The organism is Planococcus halotolerans, assembly GCF_003289955.1.
GTDB lineage: Bacteria > Bacillota > Bacilli > Bacillales_A > Planococcaceae > Planococcus > Planococcus halotolerans.
Genome location: NZ_QLZR01000007.1, coordinates 1 through 26,548 on the forward strand (window position 1 = coordinate 1; position 26,548 = coordinate 26,548).

26 protein-coding genes are annotated in these 26,548 nt (G+C 44.1%); 14 read left to right on the top strand and 12 right to left on the bottom strand.

Annotated features, from left to right (window positions below):
• Positions 1-211: 211 nt before the first annotated feature.
• A complete protein-coding gene (locus DP120_RS14525) occupies positions 212-1,114 on the bottom strand; it encodes a DMT family transporter (protein ID WP_112224395.1) in 903 nt (300 codons plus the stop codon).
• 106 nt (positions 1,115-1,220) lie between these two features.
• On the opposite strand from DP120_RS14525, the gene DP120_RS14530 reads away from it, so the two are divergent.
• Entirely contained in the window at positions 1,221-1,958 is a 738-nt protein-coding gene (locus tag DP120_RS14530) for an MgtC/SapB family protein (RefSeq protein ID WP_112224396.1), read from the top strand.
• 39 nt (positions 1,959-1,997) lie between these two features.
• On the opposite strand, the gene DP120_RS14535 is transcribed toward DP120_RS14530, so the two are convergent.
• The 4 genes from DP120_RS14535 to pruA form a co-directional block, all read right to left on the bottom strand.
• Positions 1,998-3,161, bottom strand: coding sequence for an iron-containing alcohol dehydrogenase (locus DP120_RS14535; RefSeq protein WP_112224397.1), 1,164 nt, complete (start codon positions 3,159-3,161; stop codon positions 1,998-2,000).
• A gap of 113 nt (positions 3,162-3,274) precedes the next feature.
• Positions 3,275-4,519, bottom strand: coding sequence for a Glu/Leu/Phe/Val family dehydrogenase (locus tag DP120_RS14540; protein WP_112224398.1), 1,245 nt, complete (start codon positions 4,517-4,519; stop codon positions 3,275-3,277).
• An 82-nt stretch (positions 4,520-4,601) separates the two neighbouring features.
• The gene (locus DP120_RS14545; protein WP_112224399.1) at positions 4,602-5,795 is read right to left on the bottom strand and encodes an ornithine--oxo-acid transaminase; all 1,194 of its coding nucleotides are present in this window, start codon (positions 5,793-5,795) and stop codon (positions 4,602-4,604) included.
• Positions 5,796-5,874: 79 nt separating this feature from the next.
• Positions 5,875-7,419: an L-glutamate gamma-semialdehyde dehydrogenase gene (pruA, locus tag DP120_RS14550; protein ID WP_112224400.1), complete on the bottom strand. Its 1,545-nt coding sequence runs from the start codon at positions 7,417-7,419 to the stop codon at positions 5,875-5,877.
• 141 nt (positions 7,420-7,560) lie between these two features.
• On the opposite strand from pruA, the gene DP120_RS14555 reads away from it, so the two are divergent.
• Positions 7,561-8,877, top strand: coding sequence for an AAA-type ATPase lid domain-containing protein (locus DP120_RS14555; RefSeq protein WP_112224401.1), 1,317 nt, complete (start codon positions 7,561-7,563; stop codon positions 8,875-8,877).
• Positions 8,878-9,031: 154 nt separating this feature from the next.
• Here DP120_RS14555 and yugI read toward each other — a convergent pair whose 3' ends face one another.
• Both yugI and DP120_RS14565 read right to left on the bottom strand, forming a co-directional pair.
• On the bottom strand, positions 9,032-9,406 hold the full coding sequence (yugI, locus tag DP120_RS14560) for a S1 domain-containing post-transcriptional regulator GSP13 (protein ID WP_112224402.1): 375 nt from the start codon (positions 9,404-9,406) through the stop codon (positions 9,032-9,034).
• Positions 9,407-9,494: 88 nt separating this feature from the next.
• Positions 9,495-12,119 (bottom strand): sigma-70 RNA polymerase sigma factor region 4 domain-containing protein, encoded by a 2,625-nt coding sequence (locus DP120_RS14565; protein ID WP_112224403.1) that lies wholly within the window; start codon positions 12,117-12,119, stop codon positions 9,495-9,497.
• 151 nt (positions 12,120-12,270) lie between these two features.
• Between DP120_RS14565 and DP120_RS14570 the strand changes: the two genes are divergently transcribed.
• Together DP120_RS14570 and DP120_RS14575 are read left to right on the top strand one after the other, a co-directional pair.
• Positions 12,271-13,605, top strand: coding sequence for a sodium-dependent transporter (locus tag DP120_RS14570; protein WP_112224404.1), 1,335 nt, complete (start codon positions 12,271-12,273; stop codon positions 13,603-13,605).
• Positions 13,606-13,705: 100 nt separating this feature from the next.
• The gene (locus tag DP120_RS14575) at positions 13,706-13,924 is read left to right on the top strand and encodes a helix-turn-helix domain-containing protein (protein WP_084242470.1); all 219 of its coding nucleotides are present in this window, start codon (positions 13,706-13,708) and stop codon (positions 13,922-13,924) included.
• A 43-nt stretch (positions 13,925-13,967) separates the two neighbouring features.
• On the opposite strand, the gene DP120_RS14580 is transcribed toward DP120_RS14575, so the two are convergent.
• A complete protein-coding gene (locus DP120_RS14580; RefSeq protein ID WP_112224405.1) occupies positions 13,968-14,228 on the bottom strand; it encodes a DUF1871 family protein in 261 nt (86 codons plus the stop codon).
• 75 nt (positions 14,229-14,303) lie between these two features.
• On the opposite strand from DP120_RS14580, the gene DP120_RS14585 reads away from it, so the two are divergent.
• Positions 14,304-15,473, top strand: a complete 1,170-nt coding sequence (locus tag DP120_RS14585) for a MalY/PatB family protein (protein ID WP_112224406.1) — start codon at positions 14,304-14,306, stop codon at positions 15,471-15,473.
• A 54-nt stretch (positions 15,474-15,527) separates the two neighbouring features.
• On the opposite strand, the gene DP120_RS14590 is transcribed toward DP120_RS14585, so the two are convergent.
• Entirely contained in the window at positions 15,528-16,241 is a 714-nt protein-coding gene (locus DP120_RS14590) for a peptidylprolyl isomerase (protein ID WP_112224407.1), read from the bottom strand.
• Positions 16,242-16,371: 130 nt separating this feature from the next.
• Between DP120_RS14590 and DP120_RS14595 the strand changes: the two genes are divergently transcribed.
• The 8 genes from DP120_RS14595 (at position 16,372) to mnhG (ending at position 23,631) form a co-directional block, all read left to right on the top strand.
• Positions 16,372-17,604 carry an MFS transporter gene (locus DP120_RS14595; protein WP_112224408.1) on the top strand — a complete coding sequence of 411 codons (1,233 nt, stop codon included), beginning with the start codon at positions 16,372-16,374 and terminating at the stop codon, positions 17,602-17,604.
• A 258-nt stretch (positions 17,605-17,862) separates the two neighbouring features.
• Complete coding sequence (locus DP120_RS14600) at positions 17,863-20,274, top strand: Na+/H+ antiporter subunit A (RefSeq protein WP_112224409.1); 2,412 nt, start codon at positions 17,863-17,865, stop codon at positions 20,272-20,274.
• Positions 20,261-20,683, top strand: coding sequence for a Na(+)/H(+) antiporter subunit B (locus DP120_RS14605; RefSeq protein ID WP_112224410.1), 423 nt, complete (start codon positions 20,261-20,263; stop codon positions 20,681-20,683). The genes DP120_RS14600 and DP120_RS14605 overlap by 14 nt, the downstream gene beginning before the upstream one ends.
• A complete protein-coding gene (locus tag DP120_RS14610; protein WP_112224411.1) occupies positions 20,683-21,030 on the top strand; it encodes a Na(+)/H(+) antiporter subunit C in 348 nt (115 codons plus the stop codon). The genes DP120_RS14605 and DP120_RS14610 overlap by 1 nt, the downstream gene beginning before the upstream one ends.
• The gene (locus DP120_RS14615) at positions 21,023-22,504 is read left to right on the top strand and encodes a Na+/H+ antiporter subunit D (protein WP_112224412.1); all 1,482 of its coding nucleotides are present in this window, start codon (positions 21,023-21,025) and stop codon (positions 22,502-22,504) included. The genes DP120_RS14610 and DP120_RS14615 overlap by 8 nt, the downstream gene beginning before the upstream one ends.
• 5 nt (positions 22,505-22,509) lie before the next feature.
• Positions 22,510-22,989, top strand: a complete 480-nt coding sequence (locus DP120_RS14620; protein WP_112224413.1) for a Na+/H+ antiporter subunit E — start codon at positions 22,510-22,512, stop codon at positions 22,987-22,989.
• Complete coding sequence (locus tag DP120_RS14625) at positions 22,986-23,267, top strand: Na(+)/H(+) antiporter subunit F1 (RefSeq protein ID WP_112224414.1); 282 nt, start codon at positions 22,986-22,988, stop codon at positions 23,265-23,267. Before DP120_RS14620 ends, DP120_RS14625 begins: the two co-directional genes overlap by 4 nt.
• The gene (gene mnhG / locus DP120_RS14630; protein ID WP_112224415.1) at positions 23,251-23,631 is read left to right on the top strand and encodes a monovalent cation/H(+) antiporter subunit G; all 381 of its coding nucleotides are present in this window, start codon (positions 23,251-23,253) and stop codon (positions 23,629-23,631) included. Before DP120_RS14625 ends, mnhG begins: the two co-directional genes overlap by 17 nt.
• Positions 23,632-23,672: 41 nt before the next feature.
• Here mnhG and DP120_RS14635 read toward each other — a convergent pair whose 3' ends face one another.
• Entirely contained in the window at positions 23,673-25,166 is a 1,494-nt protein-coding gene (locus tag DP120_RS14635) for a leucyl aminopeptidase (protein ID WP_112224416.1), read from the bottom strand.
• Positions 25,167-25,315: 149 nt separating this feature from the next.
• Here DP120_RS14635 and DP120_RS14640 point away from each other — a divergent pair, with 149 nt between their 5' ends.
• Positions 25,316-25,792 (top strand): divergent PAP2 family protein, encoded by a 477-nt coding sequence (locus DP120_RS14640; protein ID WP_112224417.1) that lies wholly within the window; start codon positions 25,316-25,318, stop codon positions 25,790-25,792.
• 38 nt (positions 25,793-25,830) lie between these two features.
• Here the strand turns inward: DP120_RS14640 and DP120_RS14645 are convergent, their stop codons facing one another.
• Both DP120_RS14645 and DP120_RS18520 read right to left on the bottom strand, forming a co-directional pair.
• Positions 25,831-26,160, bottom strand: a complete 330-nt coding sequence (locus DP120_RS14645; protein ID WP_112224418.1) for a YuiB family protein — start codon at positions 26,158-26,160, stop codon at positions 25,831-25,833.
• A gap of 171 nt (positions 26,161-26,331) precedes the next feature.
• Positions 26,332-26,457, bottom strand: coding sequence for a YuiA family protein (locus DP120_RS18520; RefSeq protein WP_158593273.1), 126 nt, complete (start codon positions 26,455-26,457; stop codon positions 26,332-26,334).
• Between the last annotated feature and the right edge of the window lie 91 nt (positions 26,458-26,548).

Consider the following 26,548-nt stretch of genomic DNA (forward strand, 5'->3'; position numbering starts at 1 on the left):
ATCGCAAAAGCCGTTCTCGCGCCGAGGCGCTCGTGACGTCTTTCGTTGACGTTTTGCTGTTCAGTTTTCAAGGTTCAAATTTATAACGCCGCGCTCATTGGCGACTTTATTAATATATCCTATTTCAACTTCGAAGTCAATACTATTTTAAAATATTTTTTCGAGGTGTTTTTAAGGACATGTATTAATATAAACCCCTGACGGAAAAAAATCAAGGGAAAACCTTAAAAAAGATTTTTTTAATTTTTACATAGTCAACTATGAAAAAGAGAATGCCTGTGATCACAATTGTACCCCCGATGATCTGACTGGCGCTCAACAGCTCTCCGAGTATAAAATACGCTAATATTGCTGCGCCAACCGGCTCAAAAAGTATAGCTATTGAAATGACATTAGTACTTACCCACTTTAACGCCCAATTAAATAATGTGTGCCCAAACAAGTTAGGTATCAAAGCTAAAAGAACAAACCACAACCATTCCTGAGCTGGGTACGGTCCAAAAGATTCGCCTTTAATAATTATATAGAAGAATAATGTTATTGTACTAACGCCATAGACAACAAATGTATATGTCATTAATGATAGCCGTTTGCGGACATCCTGGCCGAATAATAAATAAGCTGTTATCAGCGCACATGCTATCAATGCCAAAATATCGCCAAATAAAGCCTGCCCGCTTATCTGGAAATCTCCGTAAGCAATAAGTACACTGCCTCCTATTGCTATGAGTGCCGAAACAATTGTTTTGATCGACAGGCTTTCTTTAAAGAAAAAGTATGTTCCGGCAAACGCAAATAGCGGCTGTAAAGTCACCAAGACTGTAGAACTCGCCACAGAAGTGTAGTTCAACGACTCAAACCATAAAATAAAATGGAAAGCCAGGAAGATTCCCGCTATTGTCGTGAAGCCCCAATCTCTTTTGCTTAGTTTCTTTAATTCGTGGGTATATTTTAAAAAGAATACCGGACTCATTATAACAATGGAAAATAGCATCCTGTAGAAAGCTGTAACACCAGAGTCTGCCGTTGTCATTTTCACGAAGATAGCGGACATCGCAACTGAAATAACTCCAATTATAATTGGTATATATGGATGGATTGCAGGTTTTTCCATGGTTGCACCTCGAATTTTTATCTATGTATAATTAAATCATTACTGATTAGTTTGCCATTTCATAGTAATAGAAGCAATCACGAAATAAAAAATCGGGGGTTTTTATATGGAATTTTTCAGTGCTTTACAGATTTCTTCGTTAGAAACTTTTCTTAAACTCCTGATTGCAGCCGCACTCAGTTTGGTTATCGGGTTGGAAAGAGAGTTAAAAAGAAAACCAGTAGGCTTGAAAACCAGTGTGGTAATTTCAACATTCAGCTGCCTGCTGACAATCATCTCGATTGAGTCTGCGTATATTGCCCAAGGCAGCGAATATGAAAATGTAAATATAACGATGGATCCTTTGCGTTTGGCAGCACAAATTGTTTCTGGTATCGGTTTCCTTGGTGCTGGCGTGATTCTTAAGAGAGGCAATGATTCGATTTCCGGTTTGACTACTGCTGCAATGATTTGGGGAGCCGGCGGCATCGGCATAGCTGTAGCTGCCGGGTTCTATCTGGAAGCCGCTCTTGCTGTCCTTATAGTTTTATTGTCAATTGAGTTATTGCCTCCTTTGATGACGAAGCTTGGTCCTTCCCGTCTTCGGATGGCTGAGGCAACGGTTAGAATTTTCATATTGGAAAGGCAGTATATTAAACCGGTCATTGAAGAACTGAAAAAATCCGGGATTACCATCGAAGGCATTTCAATCACCCATCCTAATAATGAAGCAAGTACAGGATCAGGTTATCATGAACTTTTTATCCGTGTATCATATCTTCAGGATAAAGATACTTTGGATTTATATCAGGATCTCTATTCAATTAATAACGTGGAACAAGTGGATATTGAAATTACAAATTAAAAAAACTGCTTGAGCTGGTTAGCTCAAGCAGTTTTAATTTTATACAGACGCCTGAAGAATTTCACGTACGTCTTTGTCATTCAGTTTATTGAAGTTACCAAATTCTCCGTACACCAACGTTTTTTCGATAATGGATTCGAAACTAGAGTCATCAATCTTGTAATCTTCAAGTTTCGATGGAGCTCCCAACGATGTCCAGAATGCAGACAGGCGATCGATGCCTTCAAGGGCAGTTTCTTCGTCCGACTTCCCTTCAGCATCTACCCCAAATACTCGAACTGCTAATTGCGCAAATCTTGCCGGGTCTACTTTGACATTATGGCGCATCCAATGCGGGAAAAGGATTGCCAATCCGCCGGCGTGTGGAATATCGTAAACAGCTGAAACTGCATGTTCGATGTTATGTGTTGCCCAGTCGCCGTTGTAACCCATCTGTAGGAAATTATTCAATCCCATTGTTCCTGCAAAGAGAATGGTTTCTCTGTGTTCATAGCTCTGCAGATCTTCCATCAACTTAGGAGCCGTTTCAATAACTGCTCGCAATACACCTTCGATCATTTGATCTTGTACTGGCGTATTTTTTGCATTATGGAAATATTGCTCGAACATATGGGACATCATATCAACGATTCCATAAATTGTTTGGTCTTCTGGAACCGTCATAGTATATGTAGGGTCCAAAATTGAGAATTTAGGGAATGATAAAGGACTCCCCCAACCATACTTTTCTTGTGTTTCTTCATTAGTAATAACCGAACCTGCATTCATTTCTGAACCTGTCGCAGCAAGCGTCAGAACCGTTCCAAACGGTAAAGCTTCTTTTGGTTGAGCTTTACGGGATACAAAATCCCAAGCATCGCCATCATATTTAGCACCTGAAGCAATGAGTTTTGTACAGTCGATAACGGAACCGCCACCAACAGCCAATAGGACATCGATATCTTCGTTTTTGCAAATTTCGATCCCCTTTTTCGCTGTAGATAAGCGAGGGTTAGGCTCCACCCCGGATAGTTCAAATACTTCCATATTAGCAGATGTTAAAGTTTCCATAACTTCATCATACAGGCCGTTCTTCTTAATGCTTCCCCCGCCGTAAACAACTAGTACTTTTTTACCATATTTTGGCAATTCTGTTTTGACAGCCTCTAACTGGCCTTTACCGAAAATAAGTTTTACTGGATTGTAAAATGTGAATTTATTCAATATTATTCAGCCTCCTCTTCCTCATTTATTATGTAGCTTATTTTTTTCAATTGCAAAAGATTGGATTAGAAAAACCGCCTGGATATAATATCCAGGCGGCTCTTTCATGAAGTTTATACCCACCCGCGGAAACGTGCAGCTTCCGCTGTTCTGCGGGCTCCCACCATATAAGCGGCGAGGCGCATATCAATATTTCGTGTAGTAGCAACATTGTAGATGTTTTCGAAAGCATCAACTAATTTCTTGTTTAGTCTTTCGTCCACTTCTTCCTGTGTCCAGTAATAACCTTGGTTGTTCTGTACCCATTCAAAGTAGGATACAGTAACGCCTCCGGAACTTGCCAGAACGTCAGGAACCAGCAGTACTCCACGGTCAGTCAGCATTTTTGTAGCTTCTGCTGTTGTTGGGCCGTTCGCTGCTTCCACTACGATTGAAGCTTTTATGTCATTGGCATTCTCTGCTGTGATCTGGTTGGAAATTGCAGCAGGCACAAGAATGTCACAATCAAGCTCAAACAACTCTTTGTTGGAAATTGTATTGTCAAACAAGTTTGTCACCGTACCGAAGCTATCCCGGCGATCAAGAAGATAATCGATATCCAAGCCGTTCGGATCATGCAACGCGCCGTACGCGTCAGAAATACCGACTACTTTAGCTCCAGCATCGTGAAGGAATTTCGCGAGGAAACTTCCTGCGTTGCCGAATCCTTGAATAACCACACGGGCTCCTTGCATATCAAGGCCCCGTTTTTTGGCTGCTTCATTGATAACAATTGTAACACCCTGGGCAGTCGCTTTATCGCGTCCCTGTGAACCTCCAAGTACAATCGGCTTACCTGTAATGAAACCAGGAGAGTTAAATTCATCAATTTTGCTGTACTCATCGAACATCCAGGCCATAATTTGTGAATTCGTAAAGACGTCCGGTGCAGGAATATCTTTGTTCGGTCCAACTATCTGACTGATGGCACGGACATAGCCGCGGCTCAACTTTTCAATTTCATGCATAGACATTTCACGGGGGTCGCAGATGATTCCGCCTTTACCGCCGCCGTAAGGAAGATCGACGATACCACATTTCAACGTCATCCACATGGACAGGGCCATAACTTCCTCACGGTTGACATCCGGGTGGAAACGCACGCCTCCCTTAGTAGGTCCTACCGCGTCGTTATGCTGTGCACGAAATCCAGTAAAGACCTTCGTTTTTCCATCATCCATACGAACAGGAATACGGACTTCCAGGATTCGCATAGGTTCTTTCAGCAGTTCGTACATCGATTCTTCGTATCCGAGCTTTTCCAATGCAGTTCTGATTACGTTCTGCGTTGACGTCAACAAGTTCAAGTTTTCAGCCATTTTATTAGTTCGCCTCTTTGTATTTTAGTAATTACTCCGCATACAGTGTAACACAGTTCAATAATGCTTTGCTATACAGATATTATTTAGCGAATACTTTCCGGATTCGCTCCAAAGCCCAGTCCAAATCTTCTTTACTGATGATTAACGGTGGAGCGAAACGGATCACTGTATCGTGGGTTTCCTTACACAGTAAACCGAGTTCCTTCAATTCTTCACAATACGGGCGCGCAGCTTCATTTAACTCCATTCCGATAAACAAACCGCGTCCACGCACTTCTTTAATAGAAGGATGTGAAATTTCTTTTAACTGGTCCATAAAGTATTCACCGAGTTCCTGCGAACGTTCAGCCAGCTTTTCGTCCTGGAGAACTTCGATTGAAGCGATGGATACTGCACATGCCAGCGGATTTCCGCCGAATGTTGAACCGTGTGATCCCGGGTTGAAAACGCCAAGGATTTCATCATCAGCAACTACACAGGAAATCGGGAATACGCCGCCTCCTAATGCTTTACCGAGAATATACATATCCGGGTTAACGTCTTCCCATTCGCAAGCGAACATTTTACCGGTACGGCCAAGCCCTGCCTGGATTTCATCTGCAATGAAGAGGACATTGTTTTCGCGGCAAAGTTCTCTGGCAGCTTTCAGGAATCCTGGCGGTGGAATGATGATTCCAGCTTCGCCTTGAATTGGTTCAATCAGAAATGCAGCTGTATTTGGCGTAATTGCATTTTTTAAAGCGTCCAAATCACCGAAAGGAACAATATTGATGCCAGGAAGCATTGGTCCAAAGCCTTTACGGTATTCAGGGTCCGATGACAATGAAACAGCAGTCATTGTGCGGCCATGGAAGTTTCCTTCACAAGCGATGATTTCCGCTTTATTTTCTTCTACACCTTTTACGTTATATGCCCAGCGGCGAGCTGCTTTCACAGCCGTTTCCACTGCTTCTGCACCAGTATTCATCGGCAAAGCCATTTCTTTACCGGAAACTTTGCAGATCATTTCATACCAAGGTGCCAGCATATCGTTATGGAAAGCACGGGAAGTCAAAGTCACACGGTCAGCCTGGTCTTTCAGAGCCTGGATGATTTTCGGGTGTCTGTGCCCCTGGTTGACTGCGGAATATGCAGACAGCATATCCATGAATTTATTGCCTTCCGGGTCTTTTACCCATACACCTTCTGCTTCCGCAATAACGATTGGCAGCGGATGATAGTTTGGTGCACCGTATTGTTCAGTTTGCTTAATAATTTCCTGTGTTTTTGTCATTAATAATTCCTCCTTTTGAAAAAGGCAGACTCACTGTCTGCCTTCCCATTCAATATTTTCTTACCCTAATTCACATTGATTAGAACATTTCAGAAGTAATTTTTGCTTGCATATGAAGAGGAAGATAATCAGGTCCGCCCGCTTTTGAATCCGTACCGGACATGTTGAATCCGCCGAATGATTGATAGCCGACGATTGCGCCTGTGCATCCACGGTTGAAGTATAGGTTACCAACATGGAATTCTTCACGTGCATATTCAAGGTGTTCGCGGTTGTTTGTTACAACTCCGCCAGTCAATCCATATTCCGTGTTATTGGCGATGTCGATGGCTTCCTTGAAATCTTTTGCTTTCATCAAGCCGACAACCGGCCCGAAGATTTCTTCCTGCATGATGCGCGCTTTCGGATCAAGGTCAGCGAAAACTGTCGGGTTTACGAAGAAGCCTTTTGAATCGTCTCCATCTCCACCTGCAACCAGGCGTCCTTCGCCTTTGCCGATTTCGATATAATCCATGATTTTTTTATAAGAGTTGCTGTCAATGACAGGGCCCATATAATTGTTTTGCTCAACCGGATCACCGATCGTCAATTCTTTTGTCAATTCGATAACACGTTCAAGCACTTCATCGTAAGCGTCTTCGACGATTACCGCACGGGATCCTGCAGAACATTTCTGTCCGCTGAAACCGAAGGCCGATTTTACAATCGACTGTGCTGCAAGCTCAAGATCTGCATCTTTATCGATGACCATCGTGTTTTTACCGCCCATTTCAGCAATCAGGCGTTTCATCCAGATTTGGCCTTCGTTCACTTTGGAAGAACGTTCGGCAATACGAAGCCCGACTTCTTTAGAACCTGTGAATGAAATAAAGCGTGTGTTCGGGTGGTCTACAAGATAGTCGCCTACTTCAGAACCTGGTCCTGGAATGTAGTTTACGACACCAGCAGGCATGCCCGCTTCTTCAAGAACTTCGATGAATTTATATGCTACCACCGGAGTTGTTGAAGCCGGTTTCAACAGAACTGTATTTCCTGCAACCATTGCTGCAACTGTCGTACCTGCCATAATGGCAAATGCAAAGTTCCAAGGTGAAATGACAACGCCTACTCCGAGAGGAATATAAGAATAGCGGTTATCTTCGCCTGGACGGCTTTCGACATGCATGCCGTCTTTAAGGCGCAGCATTTGGCGGCCGTAATATTCAAGGAAATCAATTGCTTCTGCAGTATCTGCATCCGCTTCATTCCATGGCTTTCCTGCTTCTTTCGTTAAAAGAGCGGAGAATTCATGCTTGCGGCGGCGAATGATTGCTGCTGCTTTAAACAATACATCCGCGCGTACTTCAGGTTTTACTTTTTTCCAAGTTTTAAAGGCTTCATCAGCACTTTGCATCGCTTTTTCAGCCAAGTCTTTGTTTGATTTTGATACACGGCCAACAATTTCTTCTTTATTTGCCGGATTGAATGAAACAATTTTATCATCAGTCGTTACTCGTTCTCCACCGATGATCAATGGATAGTCCTGGCCAAGGTAAGCCTCGACAGTTTTCAAGCCTTCCAAATAATCGTTACGGTTTTTGTCGATCGAGAAATCTGTGAATGGTTCGTGTTTGTAGGGAATCATTGATAAATCCTCCTTGAATATGGTTTAAGCGCAAAAAAAATTTGCACTTATAAAGCGTTTCCACTTATAATAATGCAAAAGATCTCTGCATAATTCAAGTATTTTCGTTTGAAATATTAAAAAAATTTTGAGGTGGCTGACATGAAGCAAGTAAAAGTGGATCTTAACCCATTTTATAAATTCGCTTCAGAGCATGTGGGAGTAGGTGTCCATGCTGTTGATCCGAAAGGGAAAACGATTTTATACAATAAAAAGATGAAAGATATCGAAGGATTTGATTTCGAAGAATTGGCGGACCGGTCGCTGTTGGAAATGTTCCGTTTTGATCAGGCAGAAAGCACATTGCTGAAAGTTCTGCAAAGCGGGTCTCCGGTTTTAAATTCGAAACAGACTTATTGGAACCGCAAGGGCCAGGAAATCACAACGATCAATGATACTTATCCTGTTTTTGAAAATGGGCAAATGATTGGAGCCATCGAATTGGCGCGGGATGTTACAACATTAGAAAAGGTCGTTTATCAGCCTTTGAAGAAATACGAAGAACCGATTACCTTCAATAGCATCACAGCAGTTTCGGCAAGCATGAAAAAAGTGATTGCAACTGCAGAAAAAGCGGCGTTGGCCAAACTTCCCGTATTGCTGGTTGGTGAATCTGGCACAGGCAAAGAATTGATTGCCGAAGCGATCCACCGGGCACATTATGACGGTTCTGAGGAAATGTCGGTTCTTTTTTCACACGGCACCACAGTTGAGTCGATTGCTCAATTGTCTGAGGAAATGAAGAAAAAGACAGGCGGCACCGTATATTGCGAGAGAATTGATATGCTGACGATTCCGATGCAGCTGAAGCTTCTTGAAATGGTCAAAGAACATTCGGGGAGCGATACTTATTTCATCGCGAGTGTCGGGGAAGATCCTGTCGAATTGATTTCGGGGAAAAAATTATTGAAAGAACTTTATTATTTCTTTTCGGCAATGGCGATTCCAATTCAACCGCTTCGGAGAAGAAAAGAAGACATCATGCCGTTTGTATCGGATTATTTCTCCCGGCACCGGATGAAGTTCGGTTCCATGGTCCGTCAGGTTGATGGTCAGGTTGAAAAGTTGCTGCTGTCCTATGACTGGCCGGGCAATCTGAAAGAACTGGAATTACTGCTGGATGAAATCACTTCCATGCTGACGACTGAAGAAACGGTCGGTGTGGAATTGCTCCCCTACCATTTCAAGTTGAAAACGGAAAAGAAGGGAACTCTCCAACCCGAGGATTTCATTGTGCAATCCCATAAAGAACTGCTTCCACTGGAGGAATATTTGTTCGAAGCTGAAATCTATTACCTGCAAAAAGCGATGGATCTGCATAACGGCAATGTCACGAAAGCAGCGGCGGCTCTGGGTATGAGCCGTCAGAATCTGCAATACCGCTTACGGAAAATAAAAAAAAATGAAGGGCAGACCTGAGTCTGCCCTTCATTTTTGTTTTGCTTACTGTCCAGACTCCGGCGGTCCAGCTCTTCGGGTCATAAGCCGACCTAGCTATGCGGCTGAAAAGATGCCGCTTCGCTACTCCGTCTTATGCCTTTCAGAGCTTAACGGGCGCCGTCGCTTTTCTTACTTACTGTCCAGAACGCTTGATCCACTCTTGCATTTTGTCTTTCAACGAGTTGAATCCTTCAGAATCATTTTCGTTTACATGTGACTGAAGTGACTGTTTAGGTTTTTCTGTGCGCTGAGCTGCTGGTGGCTGCTCCTGCAATGCACGGATTGAAAGGCTGATTTTTTTCGATTTTTCATCAACTTCCAAAACTTTAACATCAACTTCCTGTCCCACTGACAAATACTCACTTACTTCTTTCACGTAACCATGAGTGATTTCTGAGATGTGGACCAAACCTTGAGTCTGTTCGTCAAGTGCTACGAAAGCTCCGTATGGCTGGATTCCTGTTACTTTACCTGATACTGTGTCACCTGTTTGATATGTTTTTGTCATGTTCTACCCGCTCCTAGTCTTATCTATATTATCCTATACACCTATTGGCATCTGTATATTATAGCACAGATAGATGAGCTTCGTAAAATTAATAGCCAAACATGTCACCAATCATCCAGGAATCCCCCACTTTTTCCATGTGCATGTAGCGGCTGTCTTCCATTGTTTCAGACTTCATCCTGATATCCACGCCACCGCGTATCCCGGAAAAACCTATATTAAAGGTATCCGCAATAAAGGAAATCCCCGTCATTTTCGAATAAGCAGTCAGATGGCCATTCAGCCACCTTTCCTTGAATTCTTCATCACTGATGGAGTCATCCATTTCGTGCACCATCAAACGCATCGTTTCAATGTCTTCTTTCTCAAGCGCCAAAAGGAATACGCCTGCTATTTCTGCTGGTGTAGCCAACTGAATCGCATCCAAACTTACACTTTCCGTTATGTCCTTATAGTATTTCTGGACACTTGTGTCAAAGGGTTCGAAATTTTCATCCTTGGTATAATGCTCATCTATTTGATGCTGCATCAGCCAGATTTGGTCTCTTTCACTGACGAGTGTAAAGTTATTTGTTGTTATGCGATAATCGTCGCTGGCTTCGATATTTTGGCCAAATGCCATAAGATAAACTTTTCTTCCCTGGCGGTGCAGGTTTTCACTGTAAATTTCAATGTTCCGCATGGTTTCTGCAATTTCCGGACGCTTTCTCCATTCTTTAGTGTATTGCTCAAGTGAAGGTTTGAGTTCATCTTCAGCTGTCAGATGCCACATTGTTTCGACGTCCTCAATTTTATTGGCGTAATGATACATTTTGATGATTTCCATCGGTTCAACTCCAGACAAGAGTTGAAGATCGTAAGTCGCTGCAAATTTCTCGTACAGGGGTTGGATATCGCTGTAATCGTAATCCTCCACTTCAAAATTGACAGTTTCTATCTTCAAGTCCCCATTAGGCAATTTTTCGGCCAGCTCACCGTTTTTTTCGAGATCAATTGCATAAAGTATATCCGGGTATGCCATCTGCTCATAATGTGCGGATTCCTTCCATCCGCTTTCTTCAAACTCCTCCAGAATCGGCAGCATCATGAAAGTGACCGGATTGCTGTTGTGCTGGAGTAAACTTTCCCATGCCAATTGAAATTCCTCTTTGACTATTCCCTTTTTATCAAATATTTCGGTATGTTCGTCACCTTTAAGCAAGGTATGGAATGCATGAATCAATTGAGGCTCGACTATTCCTTGCAACACTGGATCTGCCATTGGATCGCTTAAGAATGACGACATTGTAATGATGGATTGCGGTAAGTGTTCAATCGGCCACAGCATGCCCGTTTCATCAAAGACCGGCGTGGCCCAAAGAACATCCAGGTATTGCATGCTCATCATATCCGAATTGAATGGATGAATCTCATAAAATTTAGTGATGTCTCTCATTATCCGGAAACGTTCTTCATTGGGATGAACCGAATATTGAAAAGTATACTCCCTCAAGGAAGAGGTCAGATTTTCAATTTCCTCAGGATAATCTTCACGGCTATGCATGAGTTTTTCAGGTGACAACTGTCCGTTCACTTCTGCCTTTGTAAGTTCATCTTTATATTTTTTCAGCAAACCATCGGCTATCGCCATCAACTGCTCTGTTTTTTCTGTATAAATGACCAGGAATTTGCTGGTTTCTGAAGATAAAAGCCTATAATCGTCTACCGAATCAAGCATCCCTTTCGGTGTATGGATATTCAGCATCAGGACATCTACCTGCTCCTGCATCCGCTTTGGATCGTCCTGCAGCTGTTTGACGTTCTGGCGGCTGAAGGTACGCTCTTTTAAGGCATCAGCTTTTTTGACATATTCCAGCTGTTCGAATGTTTCCTCAGATAATCCGAGGCTGTCCGGAGCAGCTGCGCGAATTTCTTCATATTCCGCTTCCCATTTTTTGACCATCGCCTTGGTGACGGTCGTCGGATTCTCTTCTTCTGCCGCTGTCTGCTGCGTTTCTGCAGGCTGATCGTTGAACAGGAATGATGCGCCGATTACTGCTGACAGGAACAGACTTGCGCCTGCCAGTGTAGCTAAAGTTTTCTTATTTACAGGTGCTTTTCCTTCTTTTCTCACCTCGGCAGCCGGTTCTTCTGAGGGGGACACCTCTTCAGGCACAATATCGTTCTCTTCGGTAAATTCGACCCTGTTGTAGGACTTCGCTAATAAATCCAGGCGCTTCTGAACATCGCCCTTCCCTTCAACAACGAGGTTTTTCTCCAGATCCCTGATTGCAGCTTCAAGTGCAGAATCAACAGAGGCTTCGAAATTGCCCATGATGGCAGAAACATCTTCCTGATTCTTGCCGTGAAACTGAAACAGAATTAGAGCCAGTTTTTCTGTCTGTGGGAGTTTTTGGATTGCTTGATGTGTTTCTTCGTCTTCTTCAAATTTAAATGAAGCCTCATCGTTTTTATTGATGGAATCAGTTTTCCCGTTCTTCAATAACCGGACGGCCGATTCGATTATTTTATTCTCCGTGTTGTGGCCTTCGATTGTTTCCAGGTTGCTGCCGATATCCTTAATTACTTCAAGCTGAAATCCACGTATTTCCTCTTTTGGTATGCCCGCCTGGTAGGCGAACCTGGCAATCAATGGCGTAAAGTTCCTGCTCCAGGCAATCAGCGACTGATTGTCACCCTCTTTTGCTTTATTCAATAAATCATCAGTTTGCATTCAAAGAACCCCTTTTAAAATCGAAATATTCAATCTCTTCCTTTATATGTTTATTATACGATACGAAATCAGTGAAGTTTCAAATTTATCTATTTTTTTGCAGGTTGCTCGTGTAGAATGAAAAAATCTAATTGAAATAGGAGTGAAGATAATGGAGAAACGTGAGCAATGGGCATCAAAACTCGGATTCATCCTGGCAGCTGCCGGCAGTGCCATCGGACTGGGTGCAATCTGGAAATTCCCTTATGAAACAGGTGCCAACGGAGGCAGTGTTTTTATATTATTATTCATCATCAGTACCATATTCATCGGACTGCCGATTTTGCTCGCAGAATTTGTCATCGGACGCCGGGGACAGGCTGATGCCGTCACCGGACTTAAGAAACAGGCTCCGGGTAAACCTTGGTTTCTGATCGGCTGGTCAGGATTCATCTTCGCATTCCTGATATTGTCTTTCTATAGTGTAGTCGGTGGATGGATCCTATCGTATCTGGTAAGGGCAATATTATTCCAGCTATCCGATTACAGTGACAGCGGATTCGGCGAGCTATTCACAAATATCATCGCAAACCCTCTGGAAGTACTGATTGCGCAAGCAGCATTCATGTTCTTGACGATTTTCATCGTACAGGGAGGCATCAAATCAGGAATTGAACGCGCCAGCAAGATCATGATGCCGGCGTTGCTGATTTTCTTCGTCATCCTGATGATCAGGTCGTTGACGCTGGATGGCGCAATGGAAGGCGTACGCTTCATGTTCGTGCCGGACTGGTCTTTCTTCAACTTTGAAACAGCATTGACTGCTCTTGGGCAGGCGTTCTTTTCACTCAGTGTCGGCGTGGCTGGGATGATCACTTATGCATCTTATTTGCCGAAGACAGAAAATCTTGGCCGCTCTGCAGTCAGTGTTGTAACTTTGAATATCGTTATCTCGATTATGGCGGGACTCATCATATTCCCTGCCGTATTCGCATTGGATTACTTGCCGGATCAAGGTCCCGGGCTCGTCTTCATCATTTTACCGGCCATTTTTAATGAGTTATTCATGGGGCAATTTTTGATCATCTTATTCTTCATCCTGCTTCTTTTCGCAACATTGACTTCATCCATTTCAATGCTTGAAATCACTGTCTCGATTGCAGTTAAAGATAAATATGATAAACGCGGTAAAATTTCATGGCTTGCGGGACTCGCGATATTCATTGTCGGAATTCCAAGCGCATTATCATACGGTGTTTTTTCAGATCCTATATTCTTCGGCTATACATTCTTCGATTTCATGGATATTTTGACGAGCCGAATCGGATTGCCGCTTGGCGCTTTATTTATATCCTTGTTCGCCGGCTATGTGCTGACCAAGAAAGATGCGCATGCGGAAATGCATGAACAGCACCTGTTGGTTGATGTTTGGCGCGTGCTGTTGAGATACATCGCCCCGATTGCAATCATTGTAGTATTTATACGGGGAATCATCGATATCTTCTGAAAATTGTTCATAAAATGACATAATTTCGCAAAACGAAACGGTTGCTTTATGTTATGCTTTATTTAGAAGAAAGTACCATTTTAAAAAGGAGTGTATGAATATGCGTAAAGATTTACACGCCCAGCTTAAGTTCCTGCGGGAAGAGCGCAATTTGTCCCTCGACGATCTTGCTTTAAAAACAAGAGTCGGAGTGGCAAGACTTCACTCATATGAAACAGGAGAGGAAATCCCTTCTGTTCAGACCATCATGAAGCTTTCAAATGCGCTTGAAGTTCCCGCTTCCAATCTGCTTGACGGAATGGAACCAGTAGAACAATAAACAAAAAAGAGTTTCCGGTTAAGACTGACCGGAAACTCTTTTTTTATATTATACTTTTTGCTTCAAATTTCAACGCCAGCAGTTTATAGGAGACAGCCACACATTTCTCCAGCGGGATCCATACCCCGTAAGCTATTTGATAGATGCTTTGGATATTTTTCGCCAGGCTGCTGGGGTCGTTAAGCAGCTGCAATTGAGCAAGAACCCCTGTTATTTGCTCGCTGTACTTGTCGCCGCCGATAGAGAAAGGATCCCATTCCTCCATTACTTTACCAGCCCGCAGATTCATTTCATTGATTCCCATAAGTTTTCCACCTAACATTCTGTTGTGCTAAAAGCTATAATATCATAGAAACCTTATAGAAAAGAGGAGATTGTGTTGAGTTTATTCGAAGAAGTGCATGAACGAAGAAAAACCCGCTCAGTCAAATGGGATCTGATGGAAATGATCTACGAAGTGGAAGATGCGTCAGAAATCCTGCCGCTCTGGGTCGCGGATATGGATTTCCCTGCTCCTCCGCCGGTTACAGAAGCCTTGAAAAAGAGGCTGGAACACCCGATTCTCGGTTATACGTACATGGATGATGATATTAAAAGTGCAGTAGCTGCCTGGCAATCAAGACGCAATGACTGGCAAATCAAAGAAGAGGAAATCATGTTCCAGTCCGGGGTGATTCCCGCGATCGCCGCAATTCTCCAAGTGTTTACCAATCCGGGCGACGCTGTGGTTGTGACACCGCCGGTCTACCCTCCCTTCTTCTCAATTCCTGAAAATCAGGGAAGAAAAGTGCTCTACAGCGAATTAATGCAGAAAGACGGCGAATTCAGTTTCGATTTTGCTGATTTGGAAGAAAAGTTTTCGAAAGCTTCTTTCTTCATCTTCTGCCATCCGCATAATCCAGGGGGCAAAGTCTGGAAAGAAGAAGAAATGAAAGAAGTTCTTCGACTGGCCGAAAAACATGATGTATTGATCATTTCAGACGAAATCCATTCGGATTTGGTCCTGAAGCCACATCAGCATATTCCTTTGGCTAAAATCGCAGGCGATCAGGCACATCGCATCTTCACTTGCATAGCGCCGACTAAAACATTCAATCTTGCAGGCATACAAGCTTCAATGCTGGTCGTTACAGACCCTAAAAAACGGCTGCGTCTGGAAAATCATGCCGCTGCCAATGGCACAGGCATGATGAACGCATTTGCACCGGTTGCTTTAAAAGCTGCCTACGAAGAAGGAGATGCGTGGCTGGATGAGTTATTGGAAGTTCTTTCTTCCAATATGGATACTGTGATCCAGAAGCTCGGTGAATCCATTCCTTCCATAAAAGTGATGAAACCGGAGTCCACTTATCTGATGTGGCTGGATTGCCGTGAGCTCGGGATCGAAGAATCGGAAATTATGGACAAGCTTCTGAATATCGGTAAAGTTGCCTTGGAACCGGGTTCTAAGTACGGCGAATCCGGCACCGGATTCCTGCGTTTAAATGTGGCTTGTCCACCGTCTGTCCTCGAAGATGGAGTCAACCGCATTATTAAAGCGCTTGGATGAAAGTACTCCTATAAGCAATAAAAAAGGAAGATCCTCTGTGGATCTTCCTTTTTCTTATTCCTGGATGATGTCGATGGATTCGATAACTATATCTTCTGCAGGACGGTCTCCGTGGATCGTTTCGACTTCAGCGATGGCATCGACGATATCCATGCCTTCGACAACATGGCCGAATACGGTGTGTTTGCCATCAAGCCATGGCGTCCCGCCATTTGCTGCATATTCTTCTCTTACTTCTTCCGGATAATCAGCCGGCGGCAGTCCTTCTTCCGGCAATTCAGGAAGCTGGACAATGAAGAACTGGCTGCCGTTCGTTCCAGGACCGGCGTTTGCCATGGATAGAGCCCCCCGGAAGTTATAGAGGCGATCAGAAATTTCATCTTCAAAGCCTTTTCCGTAGATGCTTTCTCCGCCTCTGCCTGTTCCTTCAGGATCTCCTCCCTGAATCATAAAATCCTTGATGACCCGATGGAAGATTACGCCATCGTAATAACCATCTTTTGCATGAGTCAGGAAATTCTCCACCGTTTTTGGAGCAAGTTCGGGAAATAATTTTATCTTAATCGTTCCCATGGATGTATTCATATCCACTAAAGCTTCGTTTTCGGCAACTTCATCTGTCAATTGTGGAAAATCTCCACTGGATTCAACAGTCGAAGCTGTTTGTTGTTCCGTTGGTTCTTTGTCTGATTCTTTATCTGCTTCCTGCGTTCCGCATGCGGTCAGCAAGGCTGTTGCCATTAAAATAGGCATCAGTAATTTTTTCATTTTGCATTCACCCCGCTTTATTCTAGCACAATAAATTTCGGAATTCACTGGTAATTTATCTTTCTTTTTTCGAGTAGCGAAATAATATATAATAGAAGCAAATGCACGTTTCAGAAAGAAGGTATCCGTTATGGATGTGCAAAAAAGAAATTTCATTATCATCATGGTCACGAACTTTCTGGTAGCAGGAAGCACGACGATGATTATGCCTTTTTTATCCCTTTATATAGAGTCGCTCGGAGATTTTTCGGATGAATACGTTCAGCGCTGGGCCGGGCTGGTGTTCGGTGTAACATTTGTCGCTGCATTATTCATGTCACCCATATGGGGGCGAATCGCAGACCGCTACGGCTATAAACCGATATTGATCATCAATGGTTTCGGTATTGCAATCAGTATTTATCTGATGGGAGCTGCAGATTCCGTCCATGAATTATTCATGATCCGTTTGTTCATGGGCGTTGTGACAGGATTCATCCCGACTTCACTGGCATTTGTCAGCACACAGACACCGAAGGAAATTGCCGGAAAAACACTTGGTACATTACAGATGGGCAGTGTTTCCGGGACTTTGTTCGGACCGGTAATCGGAGGTCTCATGGCCGATTCTTTCGGTTTTGACTATACTTTCATTATTACAGCCGTTGTCATCGGGATTGCTGCATCGCTTGTTGCCTTGGGAATCAAAGAAGTTAAAAAAGTTGCCAATAAAGACGCCCATGTCTATGCACGCAAAACGATCATCCAAGGGATTCTGCACCACCGGCTGCTGATCAATGTGATGATCATCACTTCATTGATCCAAGTCGGGAATTTCAGCATCCAGCCATTATTATCGCTTTATGTGGCAGAACTCACAGTCGACAGTTCACAGGTTGCTTTCCTGGCCGGTGTAACTTTCAGTGCTGCCGGTGTCGGCAATCTGCTGTTTGCACGCCGCTGGGGCCGGCTCGGAGATTCAATCGGTTATGAAAAAGTACTGGGCTTTCTCCTGTTGTTGTCGTTCACCTTCATTGTGCCGCAGGCTTTTGTTACAGAGCTCTGGCAATTGATGGTGCTGCGTCTGCTGTTTGGAGTTGCAGTCGGCGGTATGATTCCAACAACCACTGCGTTGATGCGGCGGGAAGCACCTGTCGAGATACAAGGCGAAATTATGGGCTATAACACAAGTTTCCGTTTTCTAGGAAATATAATTGGACCGGTATTCGGCGGAATCGTCAGTGGTTTTATCGGAATCTCTTCTGTGTTCATCGTTACCGGGGTATTGTTCGTTTTGGCTTTTGCCTTTTTGAAATATACTTTGGCAAAACCCGAGCAGGATTTCGAAGACGTGCTGCTCGAGCAGGAAATGAAATCGATGTAGCCCTAACAATTTAATATTCTGTTTAGAACCACTTCCCGGAAGACGGATTTCGAAAAGAAATCCGTCTTTTCTATGCGATAAAAATGATTTTCACCGAAAAAATTTTCGTTTTTTCGAGTGAGTTTCTTCCTATCTTTATAATCCTTTGAAAATGTGTCGTTTTCCTTTCAAATAAACGCCCAACAATGCAAAGCGGATGGATTTACGTTATAATTTTTTTAGCAACTCATCATGTATATGCTCGAAAGGAGGATTCTTTTGTCACTCGTATTATTAATTTTTCTGCCCATTATTGCGGCTCTGTTTATTCCGCTGCTGTTCAAAAAAGTCGGACAGATCCATACGGGCTGGTTTGTATTGCTGGTCCCTGCAGCATTATTCATCTATTACTCCACTTTGCTTCCCTCAATTGCAGAAGGCGGCAATCGTGTGTCCGAACTGCAATGGATTCCTTCGCTTGATATCGCATTTATCGCCTATATCGACGGATTGAGTTTATTGTTTTCATTGCTTATCACGGGCATTGGAGCTCTAGTCGTACTCTATTCCATATTCTATCTGGATAAGTACCGCGAACAACTACATAATTTCTATGTTTATCTCCTGATGTTCATGACAGCGATGCTCGGGGTTGTTCAGTCTGACCACTTGATCTCGCTGTACCTGTTCTGGGAATTGACCTCCATTTCATCTTTCCTGCTCATCGGCTATTGGTATACACGCGACCGTTCAAGATTCGGTGCGCTGAAGTCAATGATAATTACCGTATTTGGCGGATTGATGATGCTTGGGGGCTTTGTGCTGCTCGGAATTATGGGCAACACTTATTCAATCCGCGAGCTGATTTCCCAGGCTCCGGAATTGGTAGGCCATGACTTTTTCGTCTGGGCGCTCGTGCTGATTCTTCTCGGAGCGTTTACGAAATCCGCACAGTTCCCGTTCTACATCTGGTTGCCGGATGCCATGGAAGCGCCGACTCCGGTCAGTGCTTATCTGCATTCTGCAACAATGGTAAAAGCAGGACTATACCTGGTTGCCCGCTTCACACCTATATTTGCCGCATCCGGCACGTGGGTTTGGCTGGTGACGGGTATCGGGTTGTTCACCATGCTTTGGGGTTCTTTCTTCGCCTTGAAGCAAAAAGACCTAAAAGGCATTCTGGCGTTCTCCACTGTTTCCCAGCTTGGTTTGATCATGTCACTGCTCGGCGTATCAGCTGCTGGATTCCATGTTGAAAACGCCACAGAAATCGCTTTGAACTACGCAGGCTTTGCGGCGATCTTCCACTTGATCAACCATGCTGTCTTTAAAGGCAGCCTGTTCATGATCGCCGGAATTGTAGACCATGAAACAGGAACACGCGATATCCGGAAACTCGGCGGTTTGATGAGTTTGATGCCGATCAGTTTCACGGTAGCTATGATCGGTGCATTTTCGATGGCCGGTTTGCCGCCGTTTGGTGGTTTCCTGAGTAAGGAAATGTTCCTGACCGGTATGGTCGCTTTAACCGAATTTGATTTATTCTCAATGGATGTATGGGGAATCCTGTTCCCGGTAATCGCCTGGATCGGTTCCGTTTTCACATTCATCTACAGTTTCTATTTTGTATTCCATACATTTGCAGGAAAACACAAACCGGAAGAATTGCCGAAACCGGCACATGAAGCACCAAAAGGCATGCTGATTTCACCGGTCTTCCTGGCTATTTTGGCAGTCGTCATCTTCTTTATCCCGAATATTGTCGGCGAATGGCTCGTTAAACCAGCCGTAGCTGCTATTCAGCCCTTTATGTATGATTCACCATCCGATGTCCATGTCCATGTCGCTGCCTGGCACGGTTACATTACACCGGAGCTGTGGATGACCATCGGAATTTTTGCAGTCGGCGGTTTGATGTTCTGGACGCTGCGCAAATGGCAGCATCAATATGAACGCTTCCCGAATACTTTGAACAGCCTGTACGATAAAGGGATGTTCCTGAGCGATACAGGAGCCAACCGTTTCTCAAGACTTTATATGACCGGTTTTATCCGTTCGTATCTAGTTTACATGTTCAGTTTCCTCATTATTATCGTTCTTGGCACATTTGTTTTAAATGACGCTTTCGCGATTGATATGAATAACTTGGCTCCGGTCGGTTTGTATGAAATCGTCATTATGCTGGCACTGCTCGGTTCAACAGTGACGATCCTATTTTCGAAATCCCGTCTTACTGCGATCATCGCACTCGGGGCAGTCGGTTATTCGGTGGCCTTGTTCTTCGTCATTTTCCGAGCTCCGGATCTTGCGTTGACCCAATTAGTCATTGAAACGATATCTGTAGCATTGTTCCTGCTCGCTTTCTATCATCTGCCGCAGATCAGCAGAAAAGAAGAGCGGATGCGTTTCCGTTTCGGTAACGCTGTGATTGCTGTCGGCGTGGGTGTTACGATGACACTTGTCGCTTTGGCGGCACATTCCGGTAAAGCCCTTCCTTCCATTTCCGAGTTCTATAAGGAAACTGTTTATACGGAAGCGGGCGGCGGAAACATCGTTAACGTAATTCTTGTCGATTACCGTGGATTTGATACTTTGTTTGAGATCGGTGTTCTTGGAATCGCCGGTATCGGCATCATTACTCTGATCAAGCTGCGACTTACGAAAAAGGAGGGTCAGCATGAAAACAAATGATGTCATGCTTCAAACGGTTACGAAAGTCGTAACCTTCATCATTCTGATGTTCGCTGTCCATATCTTTTTCGCAGGCCATTACACGCCCGGCGGCGGATTTGTCGGCGGTTTGCTGACAGCGAGCGCAATTGTTCTGTTGATGCTTGCTTTCGGAATCCGGACGGTTAAAAAAATCATTCCCGTCAATTATGTCGTCATGACTTCGGTTGGACTGCTTGTGGCGATTGGTACAGCTGCTGCATCTATACTGTTTGACGTTCCATTCTTTACACACGCATATGATTATTTTGAATTGCCGCTGTTCGGCGAAACATCCCTGCATTCAGCTTTGCTTTTTGATGTAGGAGTCTATTTGGTTGTTGTTGGAGTTACGATGACCATTATTCAAACGATTGGAGAGGATGAATAATGGAAATTATCATGTCGGTTGTCATAGGCTTTATGTTCATGGCAGCTGTTTACCTAATGCTTTCGAAAAGCCTGATCCGCATTATTATCGGTACCGGCCTCCTCAGCCATGGCGCCCATTTGCTTCTATTGACAATGGGCGGCCTTGGCGGAGAAGCACCGCCGGTTGTCGCGTACGGTGTGTCTGTTTCTGATTATGCAGATCCTCTGCCGCAGGCTCTAATATTGACAGCAATCGTAATTTCGTTTGCTGTTACATCTTTCTTTCTAGTTGTTGCTTACCGGGCTTATCAGGAGCTTGGTACTGACAATATGGAATTGCTGAAAGGAACTGAAGACCATGAGTAATCTATTATTGTTCCCGATCATCATTCCATTGATAATGGCTACAATCCTGATGCTGTTTCCGAATAAAATCAAAATGCAGCGTTTGGTCGCACTTCTTAGTGCTCTAGTCACTCTTATTGCTTCCTTATTCCTGCTATTCAAAGTATATAACGATGGAATACAAGTAGTGACACTGGGAAGCTGGCCGGCACCATTCGGCATCTCGATGGTGTCGGACCTCTTCTCCGCACTGCTGGTCGTCACGACATCGCTTATTGTGTTGTTTGTCGTACTTTACAGCTTCCCGACGATCGGGATAAAACGTGAGCAATCGTTCTACTACCCGGCAGTCCTGTTCCTGTTGACAGGTGTCAATGGAGCTTTTACGACCGGCGATATATTCAACTTATTCGTTTTTGTCGAAGTTCTGTTGATGGCATCATATACATTGATTGTCCACGGCGGTGAACGCCAGCAGCTTCGTGAATCAATCAAGTATTTGCTGGTCAATATCATTTCGTCCGCATTATTTGTAGCCGCTGTCGCGCTTCTCTACTCAGTGACAGGGACTTTGAATATGGCGGATCTGGCCGTCAAGATACCACAAATTGAAAATACCGGTATTCTGACAGTTATAGCTGTGTTGTTCCTGGTGGTTTTCGGCTTCAAGGCCGCAATCTTCCCATTGTACTTCTGGCTGCCAGCTTCTTACCATGCACCTCCAATGCCGATTCTTGCATTATTCGGAGCGCTGCTGACAAAAGTTGGTGTCTACGCCATCATGCGTACATACACGCTGTTCTTTACAATGAATGTCGGATTTACCCATGAATTATTGGCCATCATCGCCATCCTGACCATATTGGCCGGATGTGTCGGTGCTCTAGCCTATTTCGATGTAAAGAAGATTATCATCTACAACATCATCATTGCAGTCGGAGTCATCCTGTTCGGAGTATCTCAGCTGAATGAAGCTGGTGTCCAAGGTTCGATTCTTTATCTGATTCATGACATGATGATTAAAGCGGCGTTATTTTTCCTTGTCGGAATTGTAGCTGTCATATTCGGGACTTCAAACCTGCGCAAAATGGGCGGATTGATGAAAACCTACCCAGTGCTCGGCTGGACTTATCTGGTTGCAGCATTCGGGCTTGCGGGAATACCTCCACTTAGCGGTTTCCCCGGTAAGCTGCTGATTGTCCAAGGCGGATTTGAAGGTCCGCAGTTCTGGGGAAGCATTGTCATTCTCGCTACAAGCCTCATCGTGCTGTTAAGTGCGGTTCGCATATTTATTTATGCATTCTGGGGTGAACCTGTAGAAACTGAACCTTTAAAAAAATCAGCTTATCACGCTATGCTGATCCCTTCGATGTTACTGGTTGCCATAACAGTGTTCTTCGGAGTCGGTGCGGAACTCTTCATGCCACTCGTTTCTGGTGCGGCTGAAGTGCTGCTGAATCCATCGCTTTATATTGAAGCGGTATTTAAGGAGTAGATGATATGTCTTCACAAATCCTATTGAACTTCTTTCTGGCAATCGTTTGGATGTTCATCTCGGTGTCCTTTACTCCTTCCGGATTCGCCATCGGCTTTTTGGTCGGCTTAGGAATCATTATCCTGATGCGCCGATTCTTTAAAGGGAGATTGTATTTGACCCGCGTATGGGCAGTACTTTCTTTATTCATCCTTTTCCTGAAAGAATTGACGTTATCAAGCCTGCAGGTTTTGCGCATCGTTCTGCGCCCAAAAATGAATATCAGGCCTGCCATTTTTGAAATGGAAACGGAATTACAAAAAGATTGGGAAGTAACATTGCTATCAGCATTGATTACACTGACTCCCGGAACCCTTGTTGTTGGAATATCCGATGACCAGAAAAGGCTTTATATCCATGCGCTCGACTTTGAAGATATCGATGAAGCCGTATCTTCCATTAAGAATACTTTTGAGCGTGCCATACTGGAGGTGAGCCGCCCATGATGATGTTTTATTGGGTTTCGCTGGCTGTCGTCAGCATCGCTTTTGCGGGTCTCCTATTCCGTTTGGTCAAAGGGCCAACAGTCGCTGACCGGGTTGTGGCACTTGATGCAATCGGAATCAGCCTGGTTTCCATCGTGGCCCTCCTGTCTCTGATTATCGAAACGGAATTCTTCCTGGAGATTATCCTGTTGCTGAGCATCTTGTCATTTATCGGCACAGCAGCATTCGCTAAATTCATCGAGAGAGGAGAGATTTTCGATCGTGACAACAATCGCTAACATCCTCATCATAATTTTGATCAGCGCAGGTGTCCTTTTCAGCGTTGTAACAGCTCTTGGGCTTGTACGTTTGCCGGATGTCTACACACGCACGCATGCTGCCTCCAAGAGTTCTACACTGGGGGTATTGGCCATCCTGTCGGGTACATTTATCCACTTTTGGCTGATAGAAGGTATTTTCAACACACAGATGATCATTGCCATCGCCTTTCTGTTCATAACGGCTCCGGTTGGAGGCCATTTAATCGGACGTGCTGCCTATATATCAGGCACTAAAGTGGCAGAGCAGACAGTACGGGACGATTTGGGGCCTGCTGTGGAGCGCAAGAAAAAAAGATTTGCATTGAAAAAAGAATCAAATTGAAAAAACCTGCAGACAATTGAGTCTGCAGGTTTTTCTTTTGGTTATTTTTCTTCAGCCAAACTTTCGACCATCATCGCCAACGTTCTGACCATCGCTCCTGTACCGCCTTTAGGTCCCAGATCATGAGCAGCTGCTGTAAATGATGTTCCCGCTATATCCAAATGGATCCACGGTGTGTCTTCAACAAATTCCCCGACAAACCCGCCGCCGAAAATCATATGGCCATCGCGTCCCGGTGAGTTATTCAAATCAGCCACGTCGCTTTTACGCAGACGTTTTTTGTCATTTTCGGTTAATGGCAGACGCCATACAAATTCCCCTGTTTCATTGGATGCTTCCAGGAATTCCTCGAAAAATGCTTCGTCATTCGTGAGTGCCCCTGTTTTGTCCATACCAAGAGCAACGATAACGCCGCCTGTAAGCGTAGCAACATCAATGATGCGGGTTGCACCCAATTGCTTGGCGTATGTAACGGAATCGGCCAGCACTAATCGCCCTTCAGCATCTGTATTAAGAATTTCAATCGTTTTCCCGCTTAACGAAGTGATGACATCATCCGGTTTGAATGCATTGCCTGATACCATATTGTCAGTGGATGCGATGACCGCTACAACGTTCTTGGCCGGTTTTAATTCCCCAATGATTTTCATGGCTCCAAGTACTGCTGCAGCTCCGCCCATATCGCCTTTCATACCGACAATACCGTCTTTCGGTTTCAATGAATAGCCGCCTGTATCAAATGTGATCCCTTTGCCGACAAGCGCAAGCGGATCTTCAAATGACTCTGTTGCTTTATATTTCATCACAATCAAGCGGGGTTCTTCTACAGAACCCTGGTTGACGGCCAAAATGGCCCCCATGCCCAATTCTTCCATCTGTGCTTTGTCGAGGATGTCCATCTCAAAGCCGTATTGCTCACCGAGTTCCTGTGCATAGTCAGCGAGTGCTGTAGCAGTTAGAATATTCCCAGGCATATTGACCAGTGTGCGCGCTTCGTTAACCGACTCGCCGAATACCTGGCCGATTCGCGCCGCAGCCTCTACGTCTTCAGAACTTTCCTCTGACAGGATTGTTAAGTCCTCAAGCTCTATTTCCGTTTCATTTGAAGAAGTTTTATAGTCAGCAAAGCTGTACATGCCCATACTGATTCCTTCCGCAGCAAGGTAAGCTGCATCTTCCGCACCGACTTCGTCATTTTGGAATGAATCGAGATAGATGGCCGCATGTTTGATTTTTTTCTTGACCAGCTCTTTGCCTGCCAAGCCGAAAGCTGCACGGATATCATCTTCATCCAATTTTTTTCGGTCGTCCAAGCCGATGAACATAACCCGTGGGATGCTGCCGGACAAGGATGGATATGTAATAATATTATTCTTATCGAAAGAAAGTTCGTTTTTCACCCAATCCTGCAGCTTTCCATCGAATCTCTCTGAGAACTGGTTCCAGCCTTTTGTGTTCTCCGGATGGCGTGTAAGGCCAACGATCAAAATCTCTGCTTCATTGTGCTGCTCAGTGCTGTGTACTGAAATATTCATAAGTCTCCTCCTCTTTATCTGTTCCATATAAGTTTAGCATGGAATTCAAGAGCTTAGTAGTTCGAGCTTCGAAATTGTTTTGGAGTTTGGAGAGAATGGATTATGTTATACTGAATCAATAAATTTTATTTTGAAAGGTTGATTATTGGATGGAATTATTCACGAATACACCATTAATGATTGCACTTTTTGCAATCATCTTTGCCCAGTTCATAAAAATTCCCATTCAATACGCCGTTACTCGGGAATTAGATTGGAAACTCTTTACTTCAACTGGGGGAATGCCCAGTTCACACTCTGCCGCTGTCACTTCCCTGACTACTGCAGTTGCCTATGAGCACGGAGTTGGTTCAACGATTTTCGCAGTTTCGACCATGTTTGCGGTCATCACGATGTATGATGCCACCGGCGTCAGATTCCAGGCAGGCCAGCAGGCATTAACGATCAATAAGATGCGGACGGATCTCCAGCTGTTCATGAATGAAACGAGGAATTGGCCCAAGAAAAAAGAAGAAGAGAAAATTGAGGAATTAAAAACATTGCTTGGCCATAAACCCAGCGAAGTCTTTATGGGTGCTTTGACGGGGATTGCGATTTCTGCCATTGTCTATAGTTTAATTCTATAAAAAAACCGTGCAGCCCAATTGGCTCGCACGGTTTTTCATTAGAACATCTGGTATCCCATTTTGCGCAAAACTTTCATGACGAACCCGGCAGTAATTGCGCCGGCAAAGCCTGATAGCAGAACAGCGATATCCGTTCCCGTCAGAGATGTGATGGTATCACCCAGCATTGAGAAGGACTGGCCAGGATCCGTAAAATAGTCAAAGAAGCCAACATCGTCAATAACAAGCAGGATGACGACCGGATAGACGATTGCCATAAGCCACGTCATACGCAACAGCATATTCAGGAGAAAGCCGATGCCGAAAAACATTACATAAAATAAAAGCATTGAAATGATTAATTGAACAATAGTGAATGAACTATTCATATATAATCTAACCTCCGATATTCCTCTAACCAGTTTAACTGAAATAACGGGGCCTTTCAATCCAGGAACGCAGAGTTCATCACATTGACACAACGCATCGGAATTTTCTCCTCAAAAAAGAACCCGCATTTGGAAATGCGGGTTCTGCAGCCATCATCAAATTTTAAATTCTTATTTCTTTCCAGATCCCGAGCAGCAAGAGCACGTTTCCGATCCGCCCAAACGCAATTGGAAATAACCTTGGCCTGCGCAATATGGGCATTGGTTTGTTGGTTTTACTTGTTTGAAATTCTTCATCCGAAACACCTCCTCCTGCTATTGTTTATAATATTCTGATAATATATCACGGCGCTATAAAACAAGCAAGAGAAAGAAATGAATGTAAGCG